Origin of the sequence: Halomonas colorata (assembly GCF_014897985.1) — a bacterium.
GTDB lineage: Bacteria > Pseudomonadota > Gammaproteobacteria > Pseudomonadales > Halomonadaceae > Vreelandella > Vreelandella colorata.
The window spans coordinates 46,037-65,451 of sequence record NZ_JABUZA010000020.1 but is presented as its reverse complement, the minus strand read 5'-3'; the positions used below and the strand labels follow the sequence as shown (position 1 = coordinate 65,451).

Annotated in this window: 21 protein-coding genes and 1 pseudogene; 20 read left to right on the top strand and 2 right to left on the bottom strand. The window is 53.0% G+C overall.

What is annotated here, in order from left to right; genetic code table 11:
* Positions 1 to 34: 34 nt before the first annotated feature.
* From INT33_RS11560 to INT33_RS21345, 4 genes and pseudogenes are all read left to right on the top strand, one after another.
* Positions 35 to 310 (top strand): annotated as a pseudogene (locus INT33_RS11560) (PAAR domain-containing protein); the annotation flags it as partial.
* Positions 303 to 857, top strand: coding sequence for a hypothetical protein (locus INT33_RS11555; RefSeq protein WP_193091950.1), 555 nt, complete (start codon positions 303 to 305; stop codon positions 855 to 857). The pseudogene INT33_RS11560 and the gene INT33_RS11555, both read left to right, overlap by 8 nt.
* A 549-nt stretch (positions 858 to 1,406) precedes the next feature.
* Entirely contained in the window at positions 1,407 to 2,237 is an 831-nt protein-coding gene (locus INT33_RS21455; protein WP_319643926.1) for a type VI immunity family protein, read from the top strand.
* Between the two features lie 38 nt (positions 2,238 to 2,275).
* A complete protein-coding gene (locus INT33_RS21345) occupies positions 2,276 to 2,494 on the top strand; it encodes a type VI immunity family protein (protein ID WP_319643925.1) in 219 nt (72 codons plus the stop codon).
* A gap of 162 nt (positions 2,495 to 2,656) precedes the next feature.
* Here the strand turns inward: INT33_RS21345 and INT33_RS11545 are convergent, their stop codons facing one another.
* A complete protein-coding gene (locus INT33_RS11545) occupies positions 2,657 to 3,211 on the bottom strand; it encodes a zf-TFIIB domain-containing protein (RefSeq protein WP_193091949.1) in 555 nt (184 codons plus the stop codon).
* A 275-nt stretch (positions 3,212 to 3,486) separates the two neighbouring features.
* Here INT33_RS11545 and INT33_RS11540 point away from each other — a divergent pair, with 275 nt between their 5' ends.
* The 16 genes from INT33_RS11540 (at position 3,487) to INT33_RS11465 (ending at position 18,195) form a co-directional block, all read left to right on the top strand.
* The gene (locus INT33_RS11540; RefSeq protein WP_193091948.1) at positions 3,487 to 4,176 is read left to right on the top strand and encodes a hypothetical protein; all 690 of its coding nucleotides are present in this window, start codon (positions 3,487 to 3,489) and stop codon (positions 4,174 to 4,176) included.
* A gap of 277 nt (positions 4,177 to 4,453) precedes the next feature.
* Positions 4,454 to 5,230 carry an amino acid ABC transporter substrate-binding protein gene (locus tag INT33_RS11535; RefSeq protein WP_193091947.1) on the top strand — a complete coding sequence of 259 codons (777 nt, stop codon included), beginning with the start codon at positions 4,454 to 4,456 and terminating at the stop codon, positions 5,228 to 5,230.
* A gap of 65 nt (positions 5,231 to 5,295) precedes the next feature.
* Positions 5,296 to 5,964: an amino acid ABC transporter permease gene (locus tag INT33_RS11530; protein WP_193091946.1), complete on the top strand. Its 669-nt coding sequence runs from the start codon at positions 5,296 to 5,298 to the stop codon at positions 5,962 to 5,964.
* Positions 5,961 to 6,716, top strand: a complete 756-nt coding sequence (locus INT33_RS11525) for an amino acid ABC transporter ATP-binding protein (RefSeq protein ID WP_193091945.1) — start codon at positions 5,961 to 5,963, stop codon at positions 6,714 to 6,716. The genes INT33_RS11530 and INT33_RS11525 overlap by 4 nt, the downstream gene beginning before the upstream one ends.
* Before the next feature lie 265 nt (positions 6,717 to 6,981).
* Positions 6,982 to 7,248, top strand: a complete 267-nt coding sequence (gene rpsT, locus INT33_RS11520) for a 30S ribosomal protein S20 (protein WP_018918970.1) — start codon at positions 6,982 to 6,984, stop codon at positions 7,246 to 7,248.
* A gap of 253 nt (positions 7,249 to 7,501) precedes the next feature.
* Positions 7,502 to 9,091 (top strand): murein biosynthesis integral membrane protein MurJ, encoded by a 1,590-nt coding sequence (gene murJ, locus INT33_RS11515; protein WP_192539523.1) that lies wholly within the window; start codon positions 7,502 to 7,504, stop codon positions 9,089 to 9,091.
* A gap of 126 nt (positions 9,092 to 9,217) precedes the next feature.
* Positions 9,218 to 10,330 carry a bifunctional riboflavin kinase/FAD synthetase gene (ribF, locus tag INT33_RS11510; protein ID WP_193091944.1) on the top strand — a complete coding sequence of 371 codons (1,113 nt, stop codon included), beginning with the start codon at positions 9,218 to 9,220 and terminating at the stop codon, positions 10,328 to 10,330.
* Between the two features lie 7 nt (positions 10,331 to 10,337).
* Positions 10,338 to 13,169 (top strand): isoleucine--tRNA ligase, encoded by a 2,832-nt coding sequence (gene ileS / locus INT33_RS11505; protein ID WP_193091943.1) that lies wholly within the window; start codon positions 10,338 to 10,340, stop codon positions 13,167 to 13,169.
* The gene (gene lspA / locus INT33_RS11500) at positions 13,162 to 13,704 is read left to right on the top strand and encodes a signal peptidase II (RefSeq protein WP_193091942.1); all 543 of its coding nucleotides are present in this window, start codon (positions 13,162 to 13,164) and stop codon (positions 13,702 to 13,704) included. Before ileS ends, lspA begins: the two co-directional genes overlap by 8 nt.
* A gap of 78 nt (positions 13,705 to 13,782) precedes the next feature.
* Complete coding sequence (gene fkpB / locus INT33_RS11495) at positions 13,783 to 14,229, top strand: FKBP-type peptidyl-prolyl cis-trans isomerase (RefSeq protein WP_018918965.1); 447 nt, start codon at positions 13,783 to 13,785, stop codon at positions 14,227 to 14,229.
* A 43-nt stretch (positions 14,230 to 14,272) separates the two neighbouring features.
* Positions 14,273 to 15,250, top strand: coding sequence for a 4-hydroxy-3-methylbut-2-enyl diphosphate reductase (gene ispH / locus INT33_RS11490; protein WP_192539519.1), 978 nt, complete (start codon positions 14,273 to 14,275; stop codon positions 15,248 to 15,250).
* 63 nt (positions 15,251 to 15,313) lie between these two features.
* A complete protein-coding gene (locus INT33_RS11485; RefSeq protein WP_193091941.1) occupies positions 15,314 to 15,712 on the top strand; it encodes a type IV pilin protein in 399 nt (132 codons plus the stop codon).
* Positions 15,713 to 16,132 carry a type IV pilus modification PilV family protein gene (locus INT33_RS11480; protein ID WP_193091940.1) on the top strand — a complete coding sequence of 140 codons (420 nt, stop codon included), beginning with the start codon at positions 15,713 to 15,715 and terminating at the stop codon, positions 16,130 to 16,132.
* Positions 16,132 to 16,590, top strand: coding sequence for a PilW family protein (locus tag INT33_RS11475; protein ID WP_193091939.1), 459 nt, complete (start codon positions 16,132 to 16,134; stop codon positions 16,588 to 16,590). The genes INT33_RS11480 and INT33_RS11475 overlap by 1 nt, the downstream gene beginning before the upstream one ends.
* Positions 16,587 to 17,108 (top strand): pilus assembly PilX family protein, encoded by a 522-nt coding sequence (locus INT33_RS11470; protein WP_193091938.1) that lies wholly within the window; start codon positions 16,587 to 16,589, stop codon positions 17,106 to 17,108. Before INT33_RS11475 ends, INT33_RS11470 begins: the two co-directional genes overlap by 4 nt.
* A 64-nt stretch (positions 17,109 to 17,172) precedes the next feature.
* A complete protein-coding gene (locus tag INT33_RS11465; protein ID WP_193091937.1) occupies positions 17,173 to 18,195 on the top strand; it encodes a tryptophan--tRNA ligase in 1,023 nt (340 codons plus the stop codon).
* A gap of 73 nt (positions 18,196 to 18,268) precedes the next feature.
* On the opposite strand, the gene INT33_RS11460 is transcribed toward INT33_RS11465, so the two are convergent.
* Positions 18,269 to 18,787: an Hcp family type VI secretion system effector gene (locus INT33_RS11460; RefSeq protein WP_192539513.1), complete on the bottom strand. Its 519-nt coding sequence runs from the start codon at positions 18,785 to 18,787 to the stop codon at positions 18,269 to 18,271.
* Positions 18,788 to 19,415: the final 628 nt, after the last annotated feature.

Genomic DNA, 19,415 nt, shown 5'->3' with positions numbered 1-19,415 from the left:
TGAGAGCCGAAAATACGCTTTTTCAAGGAGTTCGACCATGAGTGGAAAGCCAGCAGCACGTGTGACCGACGACACCGCGTGCCCGATACCCGGGCACGGAACCAACCCACTGGTCGAGGGCTCCCCCAACGTGTTTCACGACGGATTGTCCGCGGCACGCCTCGGCGACAAGTCGGCCTGTGGAAGCCCCATCACCGGGACCGTTTCCTCCACGGTATTCATCAATGGCAAGCCCGCCGCCGTTCTCAGTAGCGCCGGCGCCCATGGCAATACCGTTATCACCGGCTCAGGAACGGTCATTATTGGGTGATGTTGCTATCGGTGGCGCGTCTCCAGTGGAGACATTTACCACGGATGACGAAGGTATGGGATCCAGGATTAATCATAAGGTGGAATCCCATGCTAGCCGAACCGATGCGCTGGGAAAAGAACCAAACCATGCGACTTCTGCTCTGTTATCGCCACAATCCGTTGTTAATGGCGACGATAGCGCTAATGAGCAAGTTTTGAGAGATGAGCAGGAACCAGCAGTCGTTAATATGGCAGAGGATAGGTGGGAGAGCGTTGTCAACGATACACCCGCGATATTTGAGATTGCTGACAACCCAAATGCAAAATCAGAAGAATTACTGCGTGAGGTGGACTTTCTGAGTGAAGTCAGAGGGAGAGAGTATATGTATCATGAGGTCGCTATAGACGTTGGTGTAGATGAGAATCTGCTAATGGCTATTGCCCACATGGAGACAACGAGGGGCTGGTATGATGGATTTACCGCTTACATAGCTCCTCCAAAGTCGTTTCGGCCAATGAACATCCACTATGCTCGTTGGCAACCCTTAATTGAGGAGCTAGGTTAAACGGAGGATGATATTCGTGGCAATCGGCGGGCTAATATTCATATTGGCGCTGAAATCCTCAAGCGCATTGAAGATAGGATAGTTGATCCAACCGTTGAGAAAATTGCCAGTATTTACGTCTTTCTCGGTGCTGAGTTAACCAGAGATTACGGTGAGCGCGTCAAGCACTTCTACAATACACAGCCATGGTGGGACTAAGATGGAGAAGCCCCGTGGAATAGTGATCTATGCGGTATTTGCTCTGCTTATAAGCGTAGCCTTTTCAGCTTTTGTGACCAGCGCTGGCGTAAGCCACAATTTCAATCAAGAGTACTGCATCTACTACAACCAAACTGACTGCCATTATAGGTACTTTGAGATAGTTAAGCTTTTCACCGGATCGTTTTTATTTATCGCAAGATGGGTATTTATTCCGACATTCACTTGGTGTCTTGTGATGGGAATATTGAGGGTGGTCAAAAAAATCCGAGCATAGTGATGGTGGCTACGTCTTATAACCAGGAACTATGGGGGGTACACAAGAAGTAGATTGATCCAGAGGAAAATCCAGTGGAACCATCATTTGATCTGGCTGAAGAATTAGCTAAGCAGCCCCAATTACTGGAGATACCTGGCAATCTTTTGATGAAAGGTGGCCCCGAGGACTATATTGGGGCCATGCTGTGCTTACGGGGCACGCTCTATTTCAAAGGGGCGCATACGCCTGCGGTACGCGAGGCGCTATGCCAATGCTTCGATGCGTTTAAACGTCTGGCCGAGCCCCACCTTACCTGGCTCTGGCGCGAGGAGCCGCCAGAAGGCAGTCCGTTAACTCCCTATACGGAGGCCAGGTCGTTACGTGACATGCTCTCTCGCATGGATGAGAATTATCCGCTGAGCTTTTACTACACGAGTGGCAAGCAATCCAATGATGCGAGTGCTTGGTACTTTAGATTATCTGGGCGAGCTGCTTGGGAAGCCAAAATTGGGCGTGACCTTAGCGTATTGGAGTTCTCCATTCCGTTGATCTATCAAGAGCAGCATCCGCTAAGCTTTCTGCGTTTGTTCTTGGATTTTGCACGGTTGCTAAACCCAGAGCAGGGTTATGCGGGACATGCCTTCAACCTTTCCGTGACAAACCGGAGTGAGAACGAACCGACTGAGGCTTTTATGGCTGACCGCATGCCTGGCTTGGATGTGGGTACGGCAAGCCTATTGGCTAAACGACCTGAGTTCAAACAAGCCAAGATCAAAACCGTCAGTTGGCTGACGCTACTCAATCAAGAACGTTTGCAATCGGCCGGTGGGCTGGATTCCCTGCAAGCGCAGCTGCCTAGCAGCCATTTTGCCTTGTATGATTTAGGCGCTAGTGTGGTTATCCAATCGGGGGCTTATGCTTAATTGCTGGTGATGCTGAAGACCCTAAACCAACCCCCTACGTGCTGCTGAACCATCTGCTCAAAGGTATCCGTTGCGAAACGGTCGGAGATTTACACGGTGGCTCGCGTCACGGTGAGCTGCGTTTGACCGGTTGGGCGGCCGACCAGTGGTTGAAGCGCCTGGATGTTGACGAGCAAGAGATTCCAGCGTGGCGCACTAAGCTACTGGATCAGGAGCCTCGCCTGGATGATACCAACAGCTTGCCGGGGCGTTTGTAGCTCTTGGCGCTCAGGCCGGTGAATATTGAACCATCATGAGAAGCGCATCTACTACAAGTCCGTGGTCATCGGTTCTGTGATGTAGTAGCCATTGGGCAGGAATACCTCAATAATACTAAGGTATTCCTCATCTTGTGATGGATATTGCTTATCTGAAAAATCTTAATTAATAGCGGAGTAGGGATTTTCGGCCATCAAAAAAGCGCGCAGATCGGCTCGTAGAGAATGATTGTGTAGCCACTCGCGAACCTCCTGAGCTTTTTGATATTCTGCATCGCCAAATTTACTGCGATATAAATTTTCAAATGTCTCGCTGGTTTTTTCCTGGCGAATACGCTGTTGCCACTGGTCGGTCAAGATGGCATTTAAATTGCCAGCCAGACCTTCAGCGACCAGCATTTCCCATTCGCCCTGATTAAGCCAAACGCCGCCTACTTTTGCACTGTAGTCAATTCGGTGGGCATGGTCTTTAGTGATTCGAAACTTGCTCATGATGCTACCCGTCATCGGGCAGAGCATCGCGCCGACCGTATCTTCAGCATCGATGTTTTCAATATGCTCATCATCAAACACATGTTCAGGGTGACGCTCTTTCCAGCTAATGTAATCCTCTATCAATATCCAGTTACCACGGCAGCTGTCGCACGTGTGAGATCTAAAAAGTGCATCTATAAAACTGGGAACAAGATTACCTTGCTGGCATGCGGTGCATTTCATTCGTTTGCTCCTTCAACGTGATGATTTTCCTGTCAACGATGAAGTCGCCACGAACGTTAATGAAGGGCAAGGCGAGGAATAATTAATAACGCGAAATGTTAATTTAATTATTGCTTATACAGACGTGCGCAGGCTCGTTCTCAAAGAAGGCCCCACTAAAGGCGTAGCAAGCAGGTGTTGAACTTATTGAAGACTAGTCAATAATAGATACCTCTTTAAATACTTTCAGCGGCCTCTTTTCGTAGCCGCAACTGGCGCATCTAGCAGGAATTAATATGGATCCACGTACGCTGGCATTAACCCTGGCCATTGCGGCAGGTTGGTTAAGCTTTAATACGTTAGTGATCGTCGGCTATTTCTTGTTCTGTAAGAAAGAGGCGCTGGGGTTAGCTGCCGGACGGGATAGCTTTTGGCTAACCGTTGCGGGTAAACGTGCTAGACAGTCGGCAGTTTCGCCACGCGCTAAGCCAAGCTCTGTGCCAGTAAACGAAAGCGCGGCAGTGGCTAAACCTACGCCCTCTGCAGAGCTAGATACCGCTCCTCCTTCTTCTCCTCCCACGCTGCCGCCTATTGCATCGTATTCCCTGTTTGTCATTTTTGATCAGCCTGACGTAACCCTTAACCAAAAAATCCATGCGCTGCTGCAAGCATGGGAGGCGCGTTATGATGCGTCGCTTCAGTTATATATAGCCTCAGGTGTCACTCCGCAAAACCCTATACGTATAGCCAACGCCTACCCGCCGGGGGATATGCCCGCCGACGAGGTGTTTTTAGAGGAGACTAACGTATTAGGCGGAGTAAGCCTGATTGTTGAAAAGCCCAAGCGCAAACGCGGCTTCGATAAGGTACAGCTGGGCAAACTGGTCGAGTTGAGTGAAGAATTTGCCGCGCTTGGCGGATCGATACTTGATGAAGAACGTCAGCCAGCCTCACGTAAAACCTTCAAAAATATCACTGGCGGTTAAAAATCCGTTTATTAGTGGGGCAACGGGTTCATTCATCTGCGTCTACACTTGGCTATCAAGGTCGCTATTCCTTTTTGTCCACAGCTATTCCTATGTGCCAACAATAGCGCGGCGCGCTTTTATGAAATCTCTAATAGCTATGATGCATAAAAACTATTTTTAATATTCTTTTTTGTGTCTATGATGCATGCATAGCTGATCCGCTGCTTATCAAAGCCTGCCCAGCCTACCCCCTATCACCAGGGCAAATGATCTTTGCCGATGAGGATGCCAACAGATGACTCGAACACGCCGTTTAAACGCATTAGTCGCGGTACTTTCATTAAGTCTGGCCAGCGGTTTTGCTGCTGTGCAGGCTCAGGCCGATACGCTGAAGGTGGGTATGTCCGGCGGTTATTTTCCGTTTACCTTTGTTGAACGCGACGAGCTCAAAGGCTTTGAGGTCGATGTCATGAACGCGGTAGGCGAAATCACTGGAGACGACGTTGAGTTCGTGACGGCGAGCTTCTCCGGGTTAGCCGGCATGCTGGATTCCGGACGTATCGATACGATTGCCAACCAGATTACGATCACCCCCGAGCGTGAAGCCAAATACGTATTTACCGAGCCCTATGTGTATGACGGCGCCCAGGTGGTGGTTCGGGCGGGTAACGAGTCCATTGAGGGCGTAGAAGATCTTTCCGGTAAAACGGTGGCGGTTAACCTCGGCTCTAACTATGAGCAGTTGCTGCGCGAGCTGCCCAATGCGGCTGAGATTGATATCCGCACCTACGAGTCAAATGTCGAACAGGACGTGGCGCTGGGGCGTATCAACGCGTTTATTATGGATCGCGTAAGCGCCACCCAGGTGATTAAAGAGCGCGGATTGCCTCTGGCGCTTGCGGGCAAGCCCTTCACGGTCATCGAGAATGCGCTGCCGTTTCGTAACAATGAACAAGGCAATGCTCAGCGTGATCGGGTCGATGCAGCGTTAACCGAGCTGCGTGAGAACGGCACGTTACGCGAGCTATCGGAAAAGTGGTTTGATGCCGATATCACGCAGCAGCCGGAATAAACGCTACCCTGTAGTAACGTCGGCCGTGGGTAATCCACGGCCGTTTGCTTATAAGCGATGCTGACATGCTAAACCTGGAATATATGTGGGGGCTGTTACCGGTCCTTCTAAGCTACTTGCCGCTTACCCTTCAAATGGCGACTATCGCCATGCTGCTGGCGCTGGTACTCGCCTGTTTACTGGCCGTGATTCGGGTGACTCGCGTGCCGCTTTTAAACGGCTTTGCGCTGCTGTTTATTTCGTTTTTTCGAGGCACGCCGCTGTTAGTGCAGCTGTTCCTGTTTTATTACGGCTTGCCTCAGCTGGTTGAAGCGTTGGTATCAATTAACGGGGTAACGGCTGCCATCATGGGGCTGACGCTGCACTTCTCGGCTTACATGGCCGAGTCGATTCGTGCCGCTATCGTGGGGATTGACCGCAGTCAAACCGAAGCGGCGCTATCAATCGGCATGACCCAGCCACAGCTAATGCGGCGCATTATTTTGCCGCAGGCTACCCGTGTGGCCACGCCAACGTTAATGAACTACTTCATTGACATCATCAAGGCGACGTCGCTGGCCTTTACGCTGGGCGTCACGGAGCTAATGGGGGCAACCCAAAAAGAGGCCGCCAGCAGCTTCTTATACCTGGAAGCCTTTTTGCTCGTGGCGGTTATTTACTGGGTGGTGGTGGAAATACTCTCATGGGGCCAGCGCCGCTTGGAAATTTATCTGAATAGGGCGTATCAACGATGATTTCGCTTGAAGCCGTCACCAAGCGTTTTGGTAAGCAGAGCGTGTTTGCCGATATTGATTTAACCCTCGAACGGGGTGAGATCATTGTGATTATCGGCCCTTCAGGCACAGGCAAATCAACCCTTTTACGCTGCATCAATTTTTTGGAGCGCCCGGACTCGGGGCGCATCACCGTTGATGATCTGCGGGTGGATGTGCAGAAGGCCAGCCGCGCCGACATTTTAAAGCTGCGTAGACGGACGGCGTTTGTGTTTCAGAACTATGGCCTGTTCGCCAATAAAACGGCGCTTCAGAACATCAGTGAGGGCATGATCGTCGTGGATAAACTGCCCAAGGAAAAAGCCCATGCGCGAGCAAGAGAGATTCTCAAGCGTATTGGCCTGGCCGATAAGGCCGATGCTTATCCGGCGGCACTTTCCGGCGGCCAGCAGCAGCGCGTTGGCATTGGCCGGGCAATGGCCGCCAACGCCGATGTGATTTTATTTGATGAGCCCACCTCTTCACTAGACCCGCAATGGGTAGATGAAGTGCTGAGCTTGATGAAGCAGCTTGCCACTGAACAGCAGACCATGATTATCGTGACCCACGAAATGCAGTTTGCCCGAGACGTGGCGGATAGGGTGATTTTTATGGATGAAGGGCAGATCATTGAGCAAGCCCCGCCCGAGGAATTGTTCACCGCACCTAAAGACCCGCGTACGCAGCACTTTTTGCGTAAAATACTTGCCCCGACGGGCCAGCCGTTGCCCTAAAAAGGCTTGAAGGGTGTTTTATAACGCGCTAGCAAGGGCGCTTTACGCGTGATAGACTACGCCATCCTCTCAGACAAGACCCGTGGGCGGGCAGCCAGATTGACTGCCGGTCACACACTTTGACTTAGCTTAATTGCTCGTCAAATCAATTGGTTGTTAAGGAAGTCGTGTGGTGGGCACCTTTAATAGTGAGCACATCAGCGGCGCATACATAGTTAATCCGTTGCCGAATTAGCGGCAACCTTTATTCTCCAAGGAGATACCTGTGGCGAACAGCAAGCAAGCACGCAAGCGCGCCCGCCAGGCCGAGACTCGTCGCGTCCTGAAAGCCAGCCAGCGCAGCATGGTCCGCACCTATATCAAGCGTGTGATCAAAGCGATTGGCACTGGCGACCACGCTAAGGCGATGGAAGAGTTCAAGGCAATGCAGCCGGTCGTTGACCGTATCGCTGATAAGGACGTGCTTTCCAAGAAGAAAGCAGCGCGCCTGAAAAGCCGTTTGAACAAGCGTATTAAGGCTCTGGCGGCGTAAGCCGGCAGGCGCCATAAAAAAAACCGGCTGCGGCCGGTTTTTTTGTGTCTGATGGTTTTATCCTGGCTTTGTATGAAAAGTCGGTGAGCGAAGATCAGGCAAGGCAAAAATCGGCGAAAAAACGGAGTTTACAGGGTGTAAATGAGTATTTTGAGCCGATTTTTAACGCAGCATGATCGAGCGTAAGCAGTTTTCATACGAAGCCTAGCGCCCCTTGATGGGTATTGGTTGCCAGCGCCCATGGATCAAAAAAATGACCCAAAGCACGCCCCCTAACGAAACCTCTACCACGCTGGATGTGCCGCCACGCCGTGGGCTAATGCGCTCAGGGCTGGTGGTGAGTGCCATGACCATGCTTTCGCGCGTATTGGGATTGGTGCGCGATGTGGTGGTCGCGACCCTGCTCGGGGCGGGCGATGGCGCGGACGCGTTTTTTGTGGCTTTCAAGATTCCTAACTTTCTACGCCGTCTGTTTGCCGAAGGCGCCTTTAACCAGGCCTTTGTGCCGGTGCTTTCCGAATACTCGACCCAGCGCAGTAAGCAGGAGATCCGCGAGCTTTTAAACGCGGTGGCGGGTAGTTTAACGGCGTTGCTGGCCCTGATCACCGCAATTGCGATGCTGTGCGCGCCTTGGCTGATCTGGGTATTTGCCCCAGGTTTTGGTAGCGACCCTGACAAGCACGCGCTGACGGCCGATATGCTGCGGCTGACGTTCCCGTATTTGCTGCTTATTTCGCTCACGGCATTTTCAGGCAGCGTACTCAATACCTGGAACCGCTTTGCGGTGCCTGCGTTTACCCCGGTTTTGCTCAATCTTTCACTGATTGGGGCGGCGCTATTTTTAATGCCGCTAATGGAAGAACCCGCCATGGCCCTGGCCTGGGGTGTGCTGATTGCCGGGGCTGCCCAGTTGGTTTTCCAGGTGCCGTTTTTAATGCGCTTAGGACTCATGCCCACGCCCTGGCCAAATTTTGCCCACGACGGCGTTAAGCGTATTTTAAAGCTGATGGCCCCCGCGCTGTTCGGGGTATCGGTATCGCAAATCAACTTATTGCTGGATACCGTATTGGCTTCGCTGCTTGCCGCGGGTAGCGTCTCCTGGCTTTATTACTCTGATCGCCTGGTCGAGCTGCCGTTGGGTGTGTTTGGCGTGGCGATTGGCACGGTCATTTTGCCTGCGCTTTCCAAGCGCCATGCCTCGCAGTCCAAGGAGCATTTTGCCGCCATGCTCGACTGGGCGATTCGTGTGGTGCTGCTGTTAGGCCTGCCCGCTGCGCTGGCGCTGGCCGTCTTGGCGGAACCTCTGTTGATTACGCTGTTTCACTATGGCGCAATGACCGATAACGATATTCAAATGGCGGCGATGAGCCTGCGCGCCTATGCCTTTGGCCTGGTAGCCTTTATGTTGATCAAGGTATTGGCGCCTGGTTTTTTTGCCCGCCAGGACACCAAAACGCCGGTGAAGGTGGGTATCATCGCCATGGTCGCTAATATGGTGTTCAACCTTATTTTGATCTGGCCGCTGGCCCATGCCGGCCTGGCGTTAGCCACCGCGCTTTCGGCATTTTTGAATGCTGGTCTGCTGGGGTACTTGTTGCACAAACAGGGTGTGTTGGTGTTTCAGCCGGGCTGGGGGCGTTATGCGGTGCAGCTGCTGGGGGGCAGCGCATTAATGGCGGTCGCCCTCTATGTAGTGTCGCCTGGGTGGCAGGAATGGCTTGGGTTTAGCCTGTGGCAGCGGGTTGCCTGGGTGAGTGGCCTGGTCGGATTGGGCGGTTCGCTTTACTTTGTCTGGCTGGCGGCGTTTGGTTTGCGGCCGCGGCATTTTAAGATGCAAAGCTAAATCGATACGTTGAAACGTAGAGAGTTAGACATATATTAGCGTAGGTTCGCTATAATCAGAGGTTTTTATGCCTCGCCTAAGCCTGATAAGGCCTGGGAGCGGCAAATTATTAACGGCTGAGGTGCCATGCGCGTCATTCGAGGACTGCACAATCTGGCGGCGGCACAACGTGGCTGCGTCGCTACCATTGGTAATTTTGACGGCGTGCATCGTGGCCATCAGGCGATTTTGCAGCAGTGCCGTGAACATGCCGCACGCCTGAACGTGCCGTTAACGGTGGTCGTGTTTGAGCCCCAGCCGCGTGAGTATTTTGCCGGCGACCAGGCCCCGCCACGCTTGACGCGCCTGCGTGAAAAGGTGCGTCTATTAGGCCAGTACGGCGCTGAGCAGGTATTGTGCCTGCCTTTCAATAACGCGCTTAGAAGTCTGACCGGGCGTGAATTTATTGATCAGGTGTTGATCAAAGGGCTGAATGTTAAGCATCTGGTGGTCGGCGATGACTTTCGTTTTGGCTGCGACCGGCAGGGCGATTTCGCGCTGTTGGCGGCGGTAGGCGAAGAGCGCGGCTTTGGAGTGGAGCATACCCGAACCTTTACGGTCGAGAATGAGCGTGTTTCAAGCTCCCGGGTGCGTACCTTGCTTGCCAGCGGTAACTTCGCCGTGGCGGCAAGCCTGCTGGGCCGGGCTTACTCGCTTGAAGGGCGTGTGGTGCGTGACCAACAGCTGGGCCGCACTATCGGCGTACCCACGGCGAATCTGCCCTTGTTGCCTCAGCCATTAACTCTGCGCGGCGTGTATGCCGTTGGGGTGACGCTTGAAAACGGCCAGCGCCATTATGGGGTCGCCAACGTAGGTTTTCGACCCACGGTGGGTTCCAAACGGCCCACTCTGGAAGTGCACCTATTTGATTTTGATGGTGATCTTTACGACAAGCGCATGACAGTATTTCCCTGTGCGCGGCTTCGTGGGGAAGTGAAATTCGACAACTTTGATGCGCTAAAAGCGCAAATTGAGCACGATCAGGGTCAAGCGCATCGCTACTTTGCGACGGCAGTCACTGACCGTACTACCGCGCTGCCGCTGGCCTCGGCCCCGCTTGGGCGTGAGGCCATGATTTCAAATACAGTGGTTTCCAAGACAACGGTTTCCAAGACAACGGTTTCCAAGACAACGGCTTCCAAGACAAATTCTTCTGATCCTTCTTCGGCGGATGACGCTGCCGATACTAACAACGGCTGACCGAACCATGGACTATAAGCACACGCTAAACTTGCCTGAAACCGACTTTCCCATGCGTGGCATGCTGCCCAAGCAGGAGCCGGGGCGTGTTTCACGCTGGCAGGATATGAATCTGTACCAGCGCCTGCGCGAAGCGCGTGCAGGTGCACCGCTGTTTGTACTGCACGATGGCCCTCCCTACGCCAACGGCAGTATCCATATTGGTCACGCCGTTAATAAAATTTTAAAAGATATTATCGTTAAGTCGAAAAACCTGGCGGGCTTTGACGCCCCTTACGTGCCGGGCTGGGACTGCCATGGTCTGCCGATCGAGCACAAGGTAGAAACCACGCACGGCAAACACCTGGCGCCTGAAAAAGCCCGTGAGCTGTGCCGTGAATACGCCGGTGCTCAGGTTGAAACGCAGCTAGCTGACTTCGTGCGCCTGGGGATCATTGGCGACTGGAATCATCCTTACCGCACCATGGACTACGCCAATGAAGCGGGGGAGATTCGCGCATTAGCCGACATGGTTGAAGCGGGCTACGTCTTCAAAGGCCTGAAGCCGGTCAACTGGTGCTTTGACTGCGGCTCGGCCCTGGCGGAGGCGGAAGTCGAGTATCAGGACAAGAAGTCAGATGCGATCGATGTTGCCTTCCCGGTGGAAGATGCCGACAAGCTTGCCGCTGCGTTTAGCCTGAGCGAGCTGCCCAAGCCGGCGGCAGTCGTGATCTGGACCACCACGCCTTGGACGATTCCTGCCAACCAGGCGCTCAACGTTCACCCCGAATTTACCTACGCGCTGGTGGATACCGGCGAGCGCCTGCTGCTGCTTGCCGAAGAGCTGGTGGAGAGCTGTCTTGAGCGCTTTGGTTTACAAGGCGAGGTCATTGCCACCACTCAAGGCGAGAAGCTTGATCTGATCAACTTCCGCCATCCGTTCTACGATCGCCTGTCACCTGTTTACCTGGCTGATTATGTCGAATCGGAAGTGGGCAGTACCGGTATCGTTCACTCTGCGCCTTCGTACGGCCTGGATGACTTCAATACCTGCCGCGCCCACGACATGAGCTTTGACGACATGCTCAACCCGGTACAGGGCAACGGCGTGTACGTTGATGATCTGCCGTTCTTTGGCGGCCAGATGATCTGGAAAGCCAACCCCAACATCGTCGCCAAGCTTGAAGAAGTGGGTGCGCTGATGGCCCACAAGCCCATCGTGCACAGCTACATGCACTGCTGGCGCCACAAAACGCCGGTCATCTACCGCGCGACGGCCCAGTGGTTCGTGGGCATGGATATTCAGGGGAAAGACGGTAAAACCCTGCGTGAGCGTGCGCTGGAAGGTATCGAAGCAACTCAGTTCACCCCCGCCTGGGGCCAGGCGCGTCTGCACAGCATGATCGCCAACCGCCCGGACTGGTGTATCTCGCGTCAGCGTAACTGGGGTGTGCCGATTCCGTTCTTCCTGCATAAGCAAACTGGCGAGCTGCATCCGCGCACCATCGAGCTGATGGAAGAAGTCGCCAAGCGTGTGCAGGAGCAGGGCATCGATGCCTGGTTCAGCCTGGACGCCGCCGAGCTGCTGGGTGCTGAAGCCGCCGAGTACGACAAGATCACCGATACGCTGGATGTCTGGTTTGACTCAGGCACCACGCACCGCCATGTGCTGCGCGGCTCTCACCCCCATGGCCATGAAAGCGGTCCGCGGGCTGATCTGTATCTGGAAGGTTCTGACCAGCACCGCGGCTGGTTCCACTCGTCGCTGCTGACCGGCTCGGCAATCGACGGCCATGCACCGTATCGTCAGCTGCTGACCCACGGTTTTACCGTTGATTCGCAAGGCCGTAAGCAGTCCAAGTCGCTGGGCAACGTCGTCGCGCCGCAGTCGGTGATGGACAAGCTGGGCGCGGATATTCTGCGTCTGTGGGTGGCCTCGACCGATTACTCCAATGAAATGGCCGTGTCGGATGAGATCCTCAAGCGTACGGCGGACGTGTATCGGCGTATTCGCAACACATCGCGCTTTCTGCTGGGTAACCTGACCGGTTTTGACCCGGCGCGCGATATGGTGGCCTTTGACGATATGATCGCTCTGGATCGCTGGGTCGTCGATCGTGCATTGCAGCTGCAGGAGCGCATTCAGAAAGCGTATGAAGAGTACCGCTTCCTGGACGTGTACCAGCAGGTGCACACTTTCTGTTCGCGCGATTTGGGCGGTTTTTACCTAGATATCATCAAGGATCGTCAGTACACCACTCAGCCCGATTCGCTGGCACGACGCAGCTGTCAGAGTGCGCTTTATCACGTCATCGAGGCGTTATCTCGCTGGGTTGCACCGATCCTCTCCTTCACCGCCGAAGAGATCTACGAGCATATCCCAGGCAAGCGTGGCGATAGCGTACTGCTGGAAACCTACTATACCGGCCTGACTCCCCTTGATGCCGACGCCGAGATGGGCCGCGAGTACTGGGAAGCTGTGCTTGAGGTCAAACAGGCGGTGAATAAGCGCTTGGAAGAAGCGCGCAGCGAGGGCGCCATCAAAGGCTCGCTGGATAGCGAAGTTACCCTGTATGTCAGCGATGAACTCAATGTATTGCTGTCACGCCTGGGCGATGAGCTGCGCTTTGTGCTGATTACTTCGGAAGCGACCCTCAAGCCGCTTGCGGATGCCGATGCATCCGCCTATAGCGAGCTTGACGGGCTCAAGGTAGCAGTTGTGGCCAGCACGTTTGATAAGTGCGAACGTAGCTGGGAGCGTCGCCCAGACGTGGGTACGCATCCTGAACACCCTACGCTCTGTGAGCGCTCGATCCTTAACCTGCCGGATGGCCCGGGTGAGGTGCGTCGCTATGCCTAAGCCTGAACCTGTCGCCTCCACAAGCACTCGGCCGCCCATGCGGCAGCCGTTGCGCTGGTTGTGGCTGGCCGTCGCTGTGATTGTGCTGGATCTGGCCACCAAGGCGATTGCCAGCAGTCAGCTGGGGTATCTGCAGCCGGTGGAAGTGCTGCCGTTTTTCAATCTGACGTTAATACATAACACCGGGGCGGCGTTCAGCTTTCTAGGCACTCACCCGGGCTGGCAGCGTTGGTTTTTCGCCATTATTGCCATAGGGGCAAGCGTGGGCCTGACCATCTGGCTTTCACGGGTCAGGGCGGATGAAAAGCTGCTGGCCATTTCACTGCCGCTGATCATTGGTGGGGCGCTGGGTAATCTGTATGACCGTCTGGTGCATGGCTACGTGGTCGACTTTCTATCGTTTCATGTGGCCGGCTGGTACTACCCAGCGTTCAACGTGGCGGATATTGGTATTGTCTTAGGCGCCATCGGATTAATCTGGGAATCAGTTATGGGTGAGCGACGTCGTAAGAAAGCTCATCAGACTGTGACCTGATCGAAGAGTGGTTTAATCAACCCGCGGTCTCACCCACGAGGTCTACGGCCGCGGTGTCACCCAATAGCGAGCAGAGTAATGAGCGATTACCTAATTGATGATGGGATGGAAGTGACGCTGCACTTCACCTTGAAGCTTGAAGACGGCACGGTGGTGGATTCAACGAAAGAGAAGGCACCGGCTGTCTGCCAGTTTGGCGATGGCAATCTGCCGCCAGGCTTTGAGCATCCCATTAAAGGCATGGCGGCGGGCCAAAGCGGGACGTTTCAAATAACTCCCGAGCATGCGTTTGGTCAGCACAATCCACAGAATATTCAGACGCTGAAGCGGGCCGATTTCGGTGATGAAGAGCCTGAACTGGGGATGGTCATGTCGTTTGCCGATAAAGCGGGAACGGAATTGCCTGGTGTGGTCAAAACCATTGAAGGTGATCGCGTAGAGGTGGACTTTAACCATCCGCTGGCAGGGCGTACATTAACGTTTGAAGTCGAGATTCTCGACGTTAAGCCCGTCACTACGCACTAGTTTATTATTCACTAGCGATGCGTTTACGCATCAAGGCGCTATTATGCAATCGACGCAAGCACAGCCCATACAGATCAAATTGGCCAATCCGCGTGGTTTTTGTGCCGGCGTGGATCGCGCGATCGATATCGTCAATCGAGCCCTCGACGTGTTCGGGCCGCCCATTTATGTCCGTCATGAAGTGGTGCATAACCGCTTTGTGGTGGAAACGCTGCGCGAGCGTGGGGCTGTCTTCGTGGAAGAACTCGACGAAGTGCCGGATGACGTGATCGTGATTTTTTCGGCCCACGGTGTTTCTCAGGCCGTTCAAACCGATGCCGACCGGCGTGGGCTGAAAGTATTTGATGCTACCTGTCCGTTAGTTACAAAGGTGCATTTGGAAGTGCTGCGCTACGCCAAGCGTGGCCATGAGTGCGTGCTGATCGGGCATGCGGGCCATCCGGAAGTAGAAGGCACCATGGGACGTTACGATACGGCTCACGGCGGGCATATCTATTTGGTGGAAGATGAACAGGACGTTGCCAATCTGGTCGTCAACGACCCTTCCAAGCTGGCCTTCGTGACGCAAACGACGCTTTCGATGGACGATACGGCCAAGGTCATCGACGCTTTGCGCGACAAGTTTCCCGAGATCAGCGGTCCGCGTAAGGACGATATTTGCTACGCCACGCAAAACCGCCAGGACGCAGTGCGCGAGCTTGCCGCCGACAGTGACTTGGTACTCGTTGTAGGAAGTCCCAATAGCTCAAACTCCAACCGCCTGCGTGAGCTTTCCGAGCGCATGGGGACTCCAGCATATCTGATCGATAATGCCGATCAGATTGATGCCGCCTGGCTTGAAAGCGTTGGTCGTATCGGCGTTACAGCTGGCGCAAGCGCTCCGGAAGTGCTGGTCAAAGGGGTTATCGCCAAGCTGCAATCCCTAGGCGCTGCCATGCCTGAAGAGCTGCTTGGCCGGGAAGAGAATATTACGTTCTCCATGCCTAAAGAGCTTCGTGAGCAGGTAATCGTCAGCAGCTAATGCACTGCGCATCGGTTTCCGACATACTGAAAGTGTATGCGGTGGCCTGAGCAGGAGCATTATTTGACGTTTTATCTCTATGCTTTACGCGCTGGTGGCAAGCCAAAGTGCCAGCGCGGTTTTACGCTTATTGAGCTTGTGGTGGTAATGGGCATTATCAGCCTCATTGCGGCCATGGCCTATCCTATCTATACCCGTCACCTCCAAGCCTCCCTGCGTACCGATGCGCATGCGGGGTTGATGCAGGCAGCCGCTGAGCTGGAACGCTGCAACTCCCGCACATATACCTATCATGAATGTGACATTCCCTCTCAATCTCCCGGCAAGCACTATACTCTGGCACTTTCAGCGGAGGCGGAGGATGGCTATCTGCTAAGCGCTTCTACGCTTCAAGACGATGGTTGCGAAACGGCTATTACGCTCAATAGCCGAGGAGAACGCTTCCCCAAGGATTGCTGGTAAATGCAGCGTCAACGCGGGTTCACGCTGGTTGAGGCACTGATTGCCTTGGCGCTTTTAGCGTTTGGGCTTATGGGAGTTGCGGCAATGCAATTAACCTCGCTGCAAAGTGCCTCGACCGGCTATCAATATTCGGCCGCGAGCCTGGCAGCTGTCGATATTCAGGAGAGCGCCTGGGGACGGCTTGCAACAATACAGAATTGCCGCCGCATTGATCTTGCTAGCCTGAGAAGCGCTTGGCGGGCCCAGTGGTTTGAAGGCCTGAATGCGCCACTTGAAGGTTCCACAGGTGACGTTGAGCGCACCGTGGTTGATGGAAGCTGTCACTTTACCGTCTCCATTGTGGTTAACGCCTGGCCTTCACAAGAGGCGCAAGAGCCCCTTGATTACGTATTTACACTACCGTTAAGTGAGGGGGCGTAGTGGTCTATAAACGCCAAGCGGGCTTTACGCTAGTTGAGGTCATGGTCGCCATGGTCATCGGGGCGATTATTATTCTAGGCGCTGGGCAGCTTTTATTAACCACGGTGACCACCTTTACTCGTGTGGAGACGATCAGTCGTCAACAGGAAGCCGTTATCTTTGCTGCCGAGGCACTAACGCGAGACGTTCGTCACGGAGCAGGAAGCCGCTATGAGATTAGCCAATCGTTAGTTAACGATAACACCTGTGCGCTACGCCGAAATGGCCAGCCATTGATTGAGGGACTTTATAAAGGCAGCCGTGATTGCCATGCCGTTAATCTTTTTGAACAAGATGTTCAGGGCGTAGCGGGGTTGTACCGTATAACCTTGCGGTTTGCAGATTCAGAACAAGCACCCTTTATATGGCACGTAATGCAGCGAAGCCAGGTAATTAACCCAGCCGGCATTAGCCTATGAAGCACCAACAAGGGGCTGCATTAGTCGTCGTAATGGCGATGCTTTCCGCGGCACTGTTACTCGGTGTCGCCAGCATGCAGTCAGCACTCATTGATGAGCGTTTGGCAGGTAATTTTCGTGCCTCAGTGCAGGCACAAATGGTCGATGAAGGCCTGCTGACTTCCTTGGCGGATAGTCAGCATGTAGACAAACGGGACGCTTTCTTAAACAGTATAACAACAGGCGCCCAAGCGCTGGGAACCGGCGAGATATATCGACTCCAGCCAGAAGAACAAGATGTGTTATTAGATAGGGGCGTGTTTAAGACATTTCTCAGCCATTTAGCGGTGGGTGGTGATACCGCCAAACATGACCTGCTGGCCGAAGATATCGCAATCGATATTAAAAAACTCAGCAATGATCGAGTGAGTATTACCGCCAGGCGCCGCGAGCAAGCGCCTTATGACTCAAGCGTCACGCAGCTTAGGTTTCATAAGACTGACGCTGAACCTCAATGGCAGTTGGCGGGCTTACGCTAATGCTATTCGCCACGCGTAAATCAGCGCGTTATGATAGGGCTATTTGCCCAAGAGCTTAAACACCATGAGTCAAACTGCCAAAACCCGTGTCCTAACCGGTATTACAACCTCCGGTACACCGCACTTAGGCAACTACGTTGGTGCGATTAAACCGGCTATCGAAGCAAGCCAGGACCCCAACGTGCAGTCGTTTTATTTTCTGGCGGATTATCACGCCCTGATTAAATGCCAGGACCCGAAACGCGTACAAGAGTCACGCCTGGAAATTGCCGCGACCTGGCTGGCGCTTGGGCTGGATACTGACAACGCAATCTTTTACCGCCAGTCTGACTTGATTGAAGTTCAAGAGCTCTCCTGGATGCTTTCCTGTGTCTGCGCCAAGGGGCTGATGAACCGTGCCCATGCCTATAAGGCCGCCGTGGCTGAGAACGAGGAGGCGGGCGACCAGGATGCTGATAAAGGCGTCACCATGGGCCTGTTTGGCTACCCGGTATTGATGGCTGCCGATATTTTGATGTTCAACGCCAACAAGGTGCCGGTAGGGCGCGACCAGATTCAGCACATCGAAATGGCGCGTGATATGGCTGGGCGGTTCAACCACCTTTATAAAGGGCAGTACTTTACGCTACCCGAAGCTGTGGTAAGTGAGACAGGCGAGGTGTTGAAGGGGCTGGATGGACGCAAGATGTCCAAAAGCTATAACAATACGATCCCGCTGTTTTCGCCTGAAAAAAAGCTTCAAAAGCTAGTGCGTAAAATCAAGACCAACTCGCTTGAGCCCGGCGAACCTAAAGATCCGGAAACCTGCACGCTGTTCCAGGTTTATTCAGCGTTTGCCAATGAAAGCGAAACGGCCGCCCTGCGCGAACAGTATGCCGCGGGTATTGGCTGGGGGGATGCCAAAAATCAGGTGTTTGAATATCTCAATGCACACCTGGCTGAGCCACGCGAGCGCTATACGGCGCTGATGGAAGACCCCGCTTATATCGAAAGTGTCTTGCAAAAAGGTGCTTTGCGCGCGCGCGAAGAAGCGGCCATGACTATGGATAAGCTGCGCAGCGCCGTAGGCCTTGGGCGCTTTGTCTAGATAGCCTTGTAATGACCAAAAAAAACCCCTTCCAACTGGAAGGGGTTTTTTAATGCGAGCGTCATACAAAGGCTTAGCCTTCGATCGGTGCGCGCCAATCGTCAGAGCCAGAGGTGCCCGCGACGGTGTGTTCCCAGTCAATTTTACGATAAGCCAGAGAAACATCCATCAGCTGGGTGAATTCTGACTTGTTGATATCCTGGGCGTGCGGCATGCGCAGGTTGATATCAACAATCGTGGCATCCGTCAGTGTCGTGGTAAAGAAGTGCTCTTGTTTACCCTCCACAGAGGTGCGGTACCACTTCAATGCAACGTTCGGCAGCATTTCACCTGAAGCGAGTGCGTTGTACATCAGCGGAACGGATTTATTCAGTGCCACCGTAAACACAAATGGCTTGTGCGCACGCTGACCAGACGGCTGACCGGACTGTGGGTCAGTCGGTACGGTTACAATATGCTTGAATTCTTGAACCAGCATTTCATCTTCATGACCTTCGACGTAAATATTGCCGACAGAATCAGGAGTGAAGGCACCTGAGGTGATGTTACCCTGAGTTTGGCCTTCGATGCTGATATAACATGGTGTTGGCATGGTCTGCTCCTTGACGTTAATAGTGATGAATGTCGATAAGACGTCAAGTAAAGGGCATTTAGCATGCCATTGAGGTTTATTTATAATAATTTCAAAAGCTTATATTATACTTTGGGTTTTTATTAATTATAATTAGGCAATGGCTTGCCAAATGTTGAGCAAGTTATTGCTAGCTTGGCAAATAATTGCTAGCCCATACCAAAAAGCCATTATTTTTCTTTTTAATGTAACGGTTTGTGTTTGAAAATTTTAGATAAGTAACTTAAATATGCTGTTAATGGCGGTTTAGAGCTCACATAAAGTTAACTTATGCTCTCTTAAGGCAGTTAAATCATTTAATTTTGTGGTTAGCTTTGTGCGTGATTTCGGTCTTTTTCCTTAAGACATTCGCTATAGTTTTTGTAAGACATTTCTTACAAATTAAAATTTTCTTTTTTGTTTTTGCTAAAAATGTGTCGAACATCCCTTAAAGTCTCCTAAATGCTGGCTAAGTTAGTGTTTTTGTTCTGCGCTGACAAGGCGATTTGCTTTCTAACCAGTTTGTTTCAACTAGCCACATCCCTTCCTCTCCATTAGTTTTCTTCCTTTCGATCTTGATAACCATTTCTAATTGAATTGCTCTATTTAT

What these genes read in the sequence shown, in the direction of transcription:
- INT33_RS11545 (WP_193091949.1), bottom strand. Translation starts at nt 3,211, where the DNA reads ATGAAATGCACCGCATGCCAGCAAGGTAATCTTGTTCCCAGTTTTATA.
- INT33_RS11540 (WP_193091948.1), top strand. Translation starts at nt 3,487, where the DNA reads ATGGATCCACGTACGCTGGCATTAACCCTGGCCATTGCGGCAGGTTGG.
- INT33_RS11535 (WP_193091947.1), top strand. Translation starts at nt 4,454, where the DNA reads ATGACTCGAACACGCCGTTTAAACGCATTAGTCGCGGTACTTTCATTA.
- INT33_RS11530 (WP_193091946.1), top strand. Translation starts at nt 5,296, where the DNA reads ATGCTAAACCTGGAATATATGTGGGGGCTGTTACCGGTCCTTCTAAGC.
- INT33_RS11525 (WP_193091945.1), top strand. Translation starts at nt 5,961, where the DNA reads ATGATTTCGCTTGAAGCCGTCACCAAGCGTTTTGGTAAGCAGAGCGTG.
- murJ (WP_192539523.1), top strand. Translation starts at nt 7,502, where the DNA reads ATGACCCAAAGCACGCCCCCTAACGAAACCTCTACCACGCTGGATGTG.
- ribF (WP_193091944.1), top strand. Translation starts at nt 9,218, where the DNA reads ATGCGCGTCATTCGAGGACTGCACAATCTGGCGGCGGCACAACGTGGC.
- ileS (WP_193091943.1), top strand. Translation starts at nt 10,338, where the DNA reads ATGGACTATAAGCACACGCTAAACTTGCCTGAAACCGACTTTCCCATG.
- lspA (WP_193091942.1), top strand. Translation starts at nt 13,162, where the DNA reads ATGCCTAAGCCTGAACCTGTCGCCTCCACAAGCACTCGGCCGCCCATG.
- fkpB (WP_018918965.1), top strand. Translation starts at nt 13,783, where the DNA reads ATGAGCGATTACCTAATTGATGATGGGATGGAAGTGACGCTGCACTTC.
- ispH (WP_192539519.1), top strand. Translation starts at nt 14,273, where the DNA reads ATGCAATCGACGCAAGCACAGCCCATACAGATCAAATTGGCCAATCCG.
- INT33_RS11480 (WP_193091940.1), top strand. Translation starts at nt 15,713, where the DNA reads ATGCAGCGTCAACGCGGGTTCACGCTGGTTGAGGCACTGATTGCCTTG.
- INT33_RS11470 (WP_193091938.1), top strand. Translation starts at nt 16,587, where the DNA reads ATGAAGCACCAACAAGGGGCTGCATTAGTCGTCGTAATGGCGATGCTT.
- INT33_RS11465 (WP_193091937.1), top strand. Translation starts at nt 17,173, where the DNA reads ATGAGTCAAACTGCCAAAACCCGTGTCCTAACCGGTATTACAACCTCC.
- INT33_RS11460 (WP_192539513.1), bottom strand. Translation starts at nt 18,787, where the DNA reads ATGCCAACACCATGTTATATCAGCATCGAAGGCCAAACTCAGGGTAAC.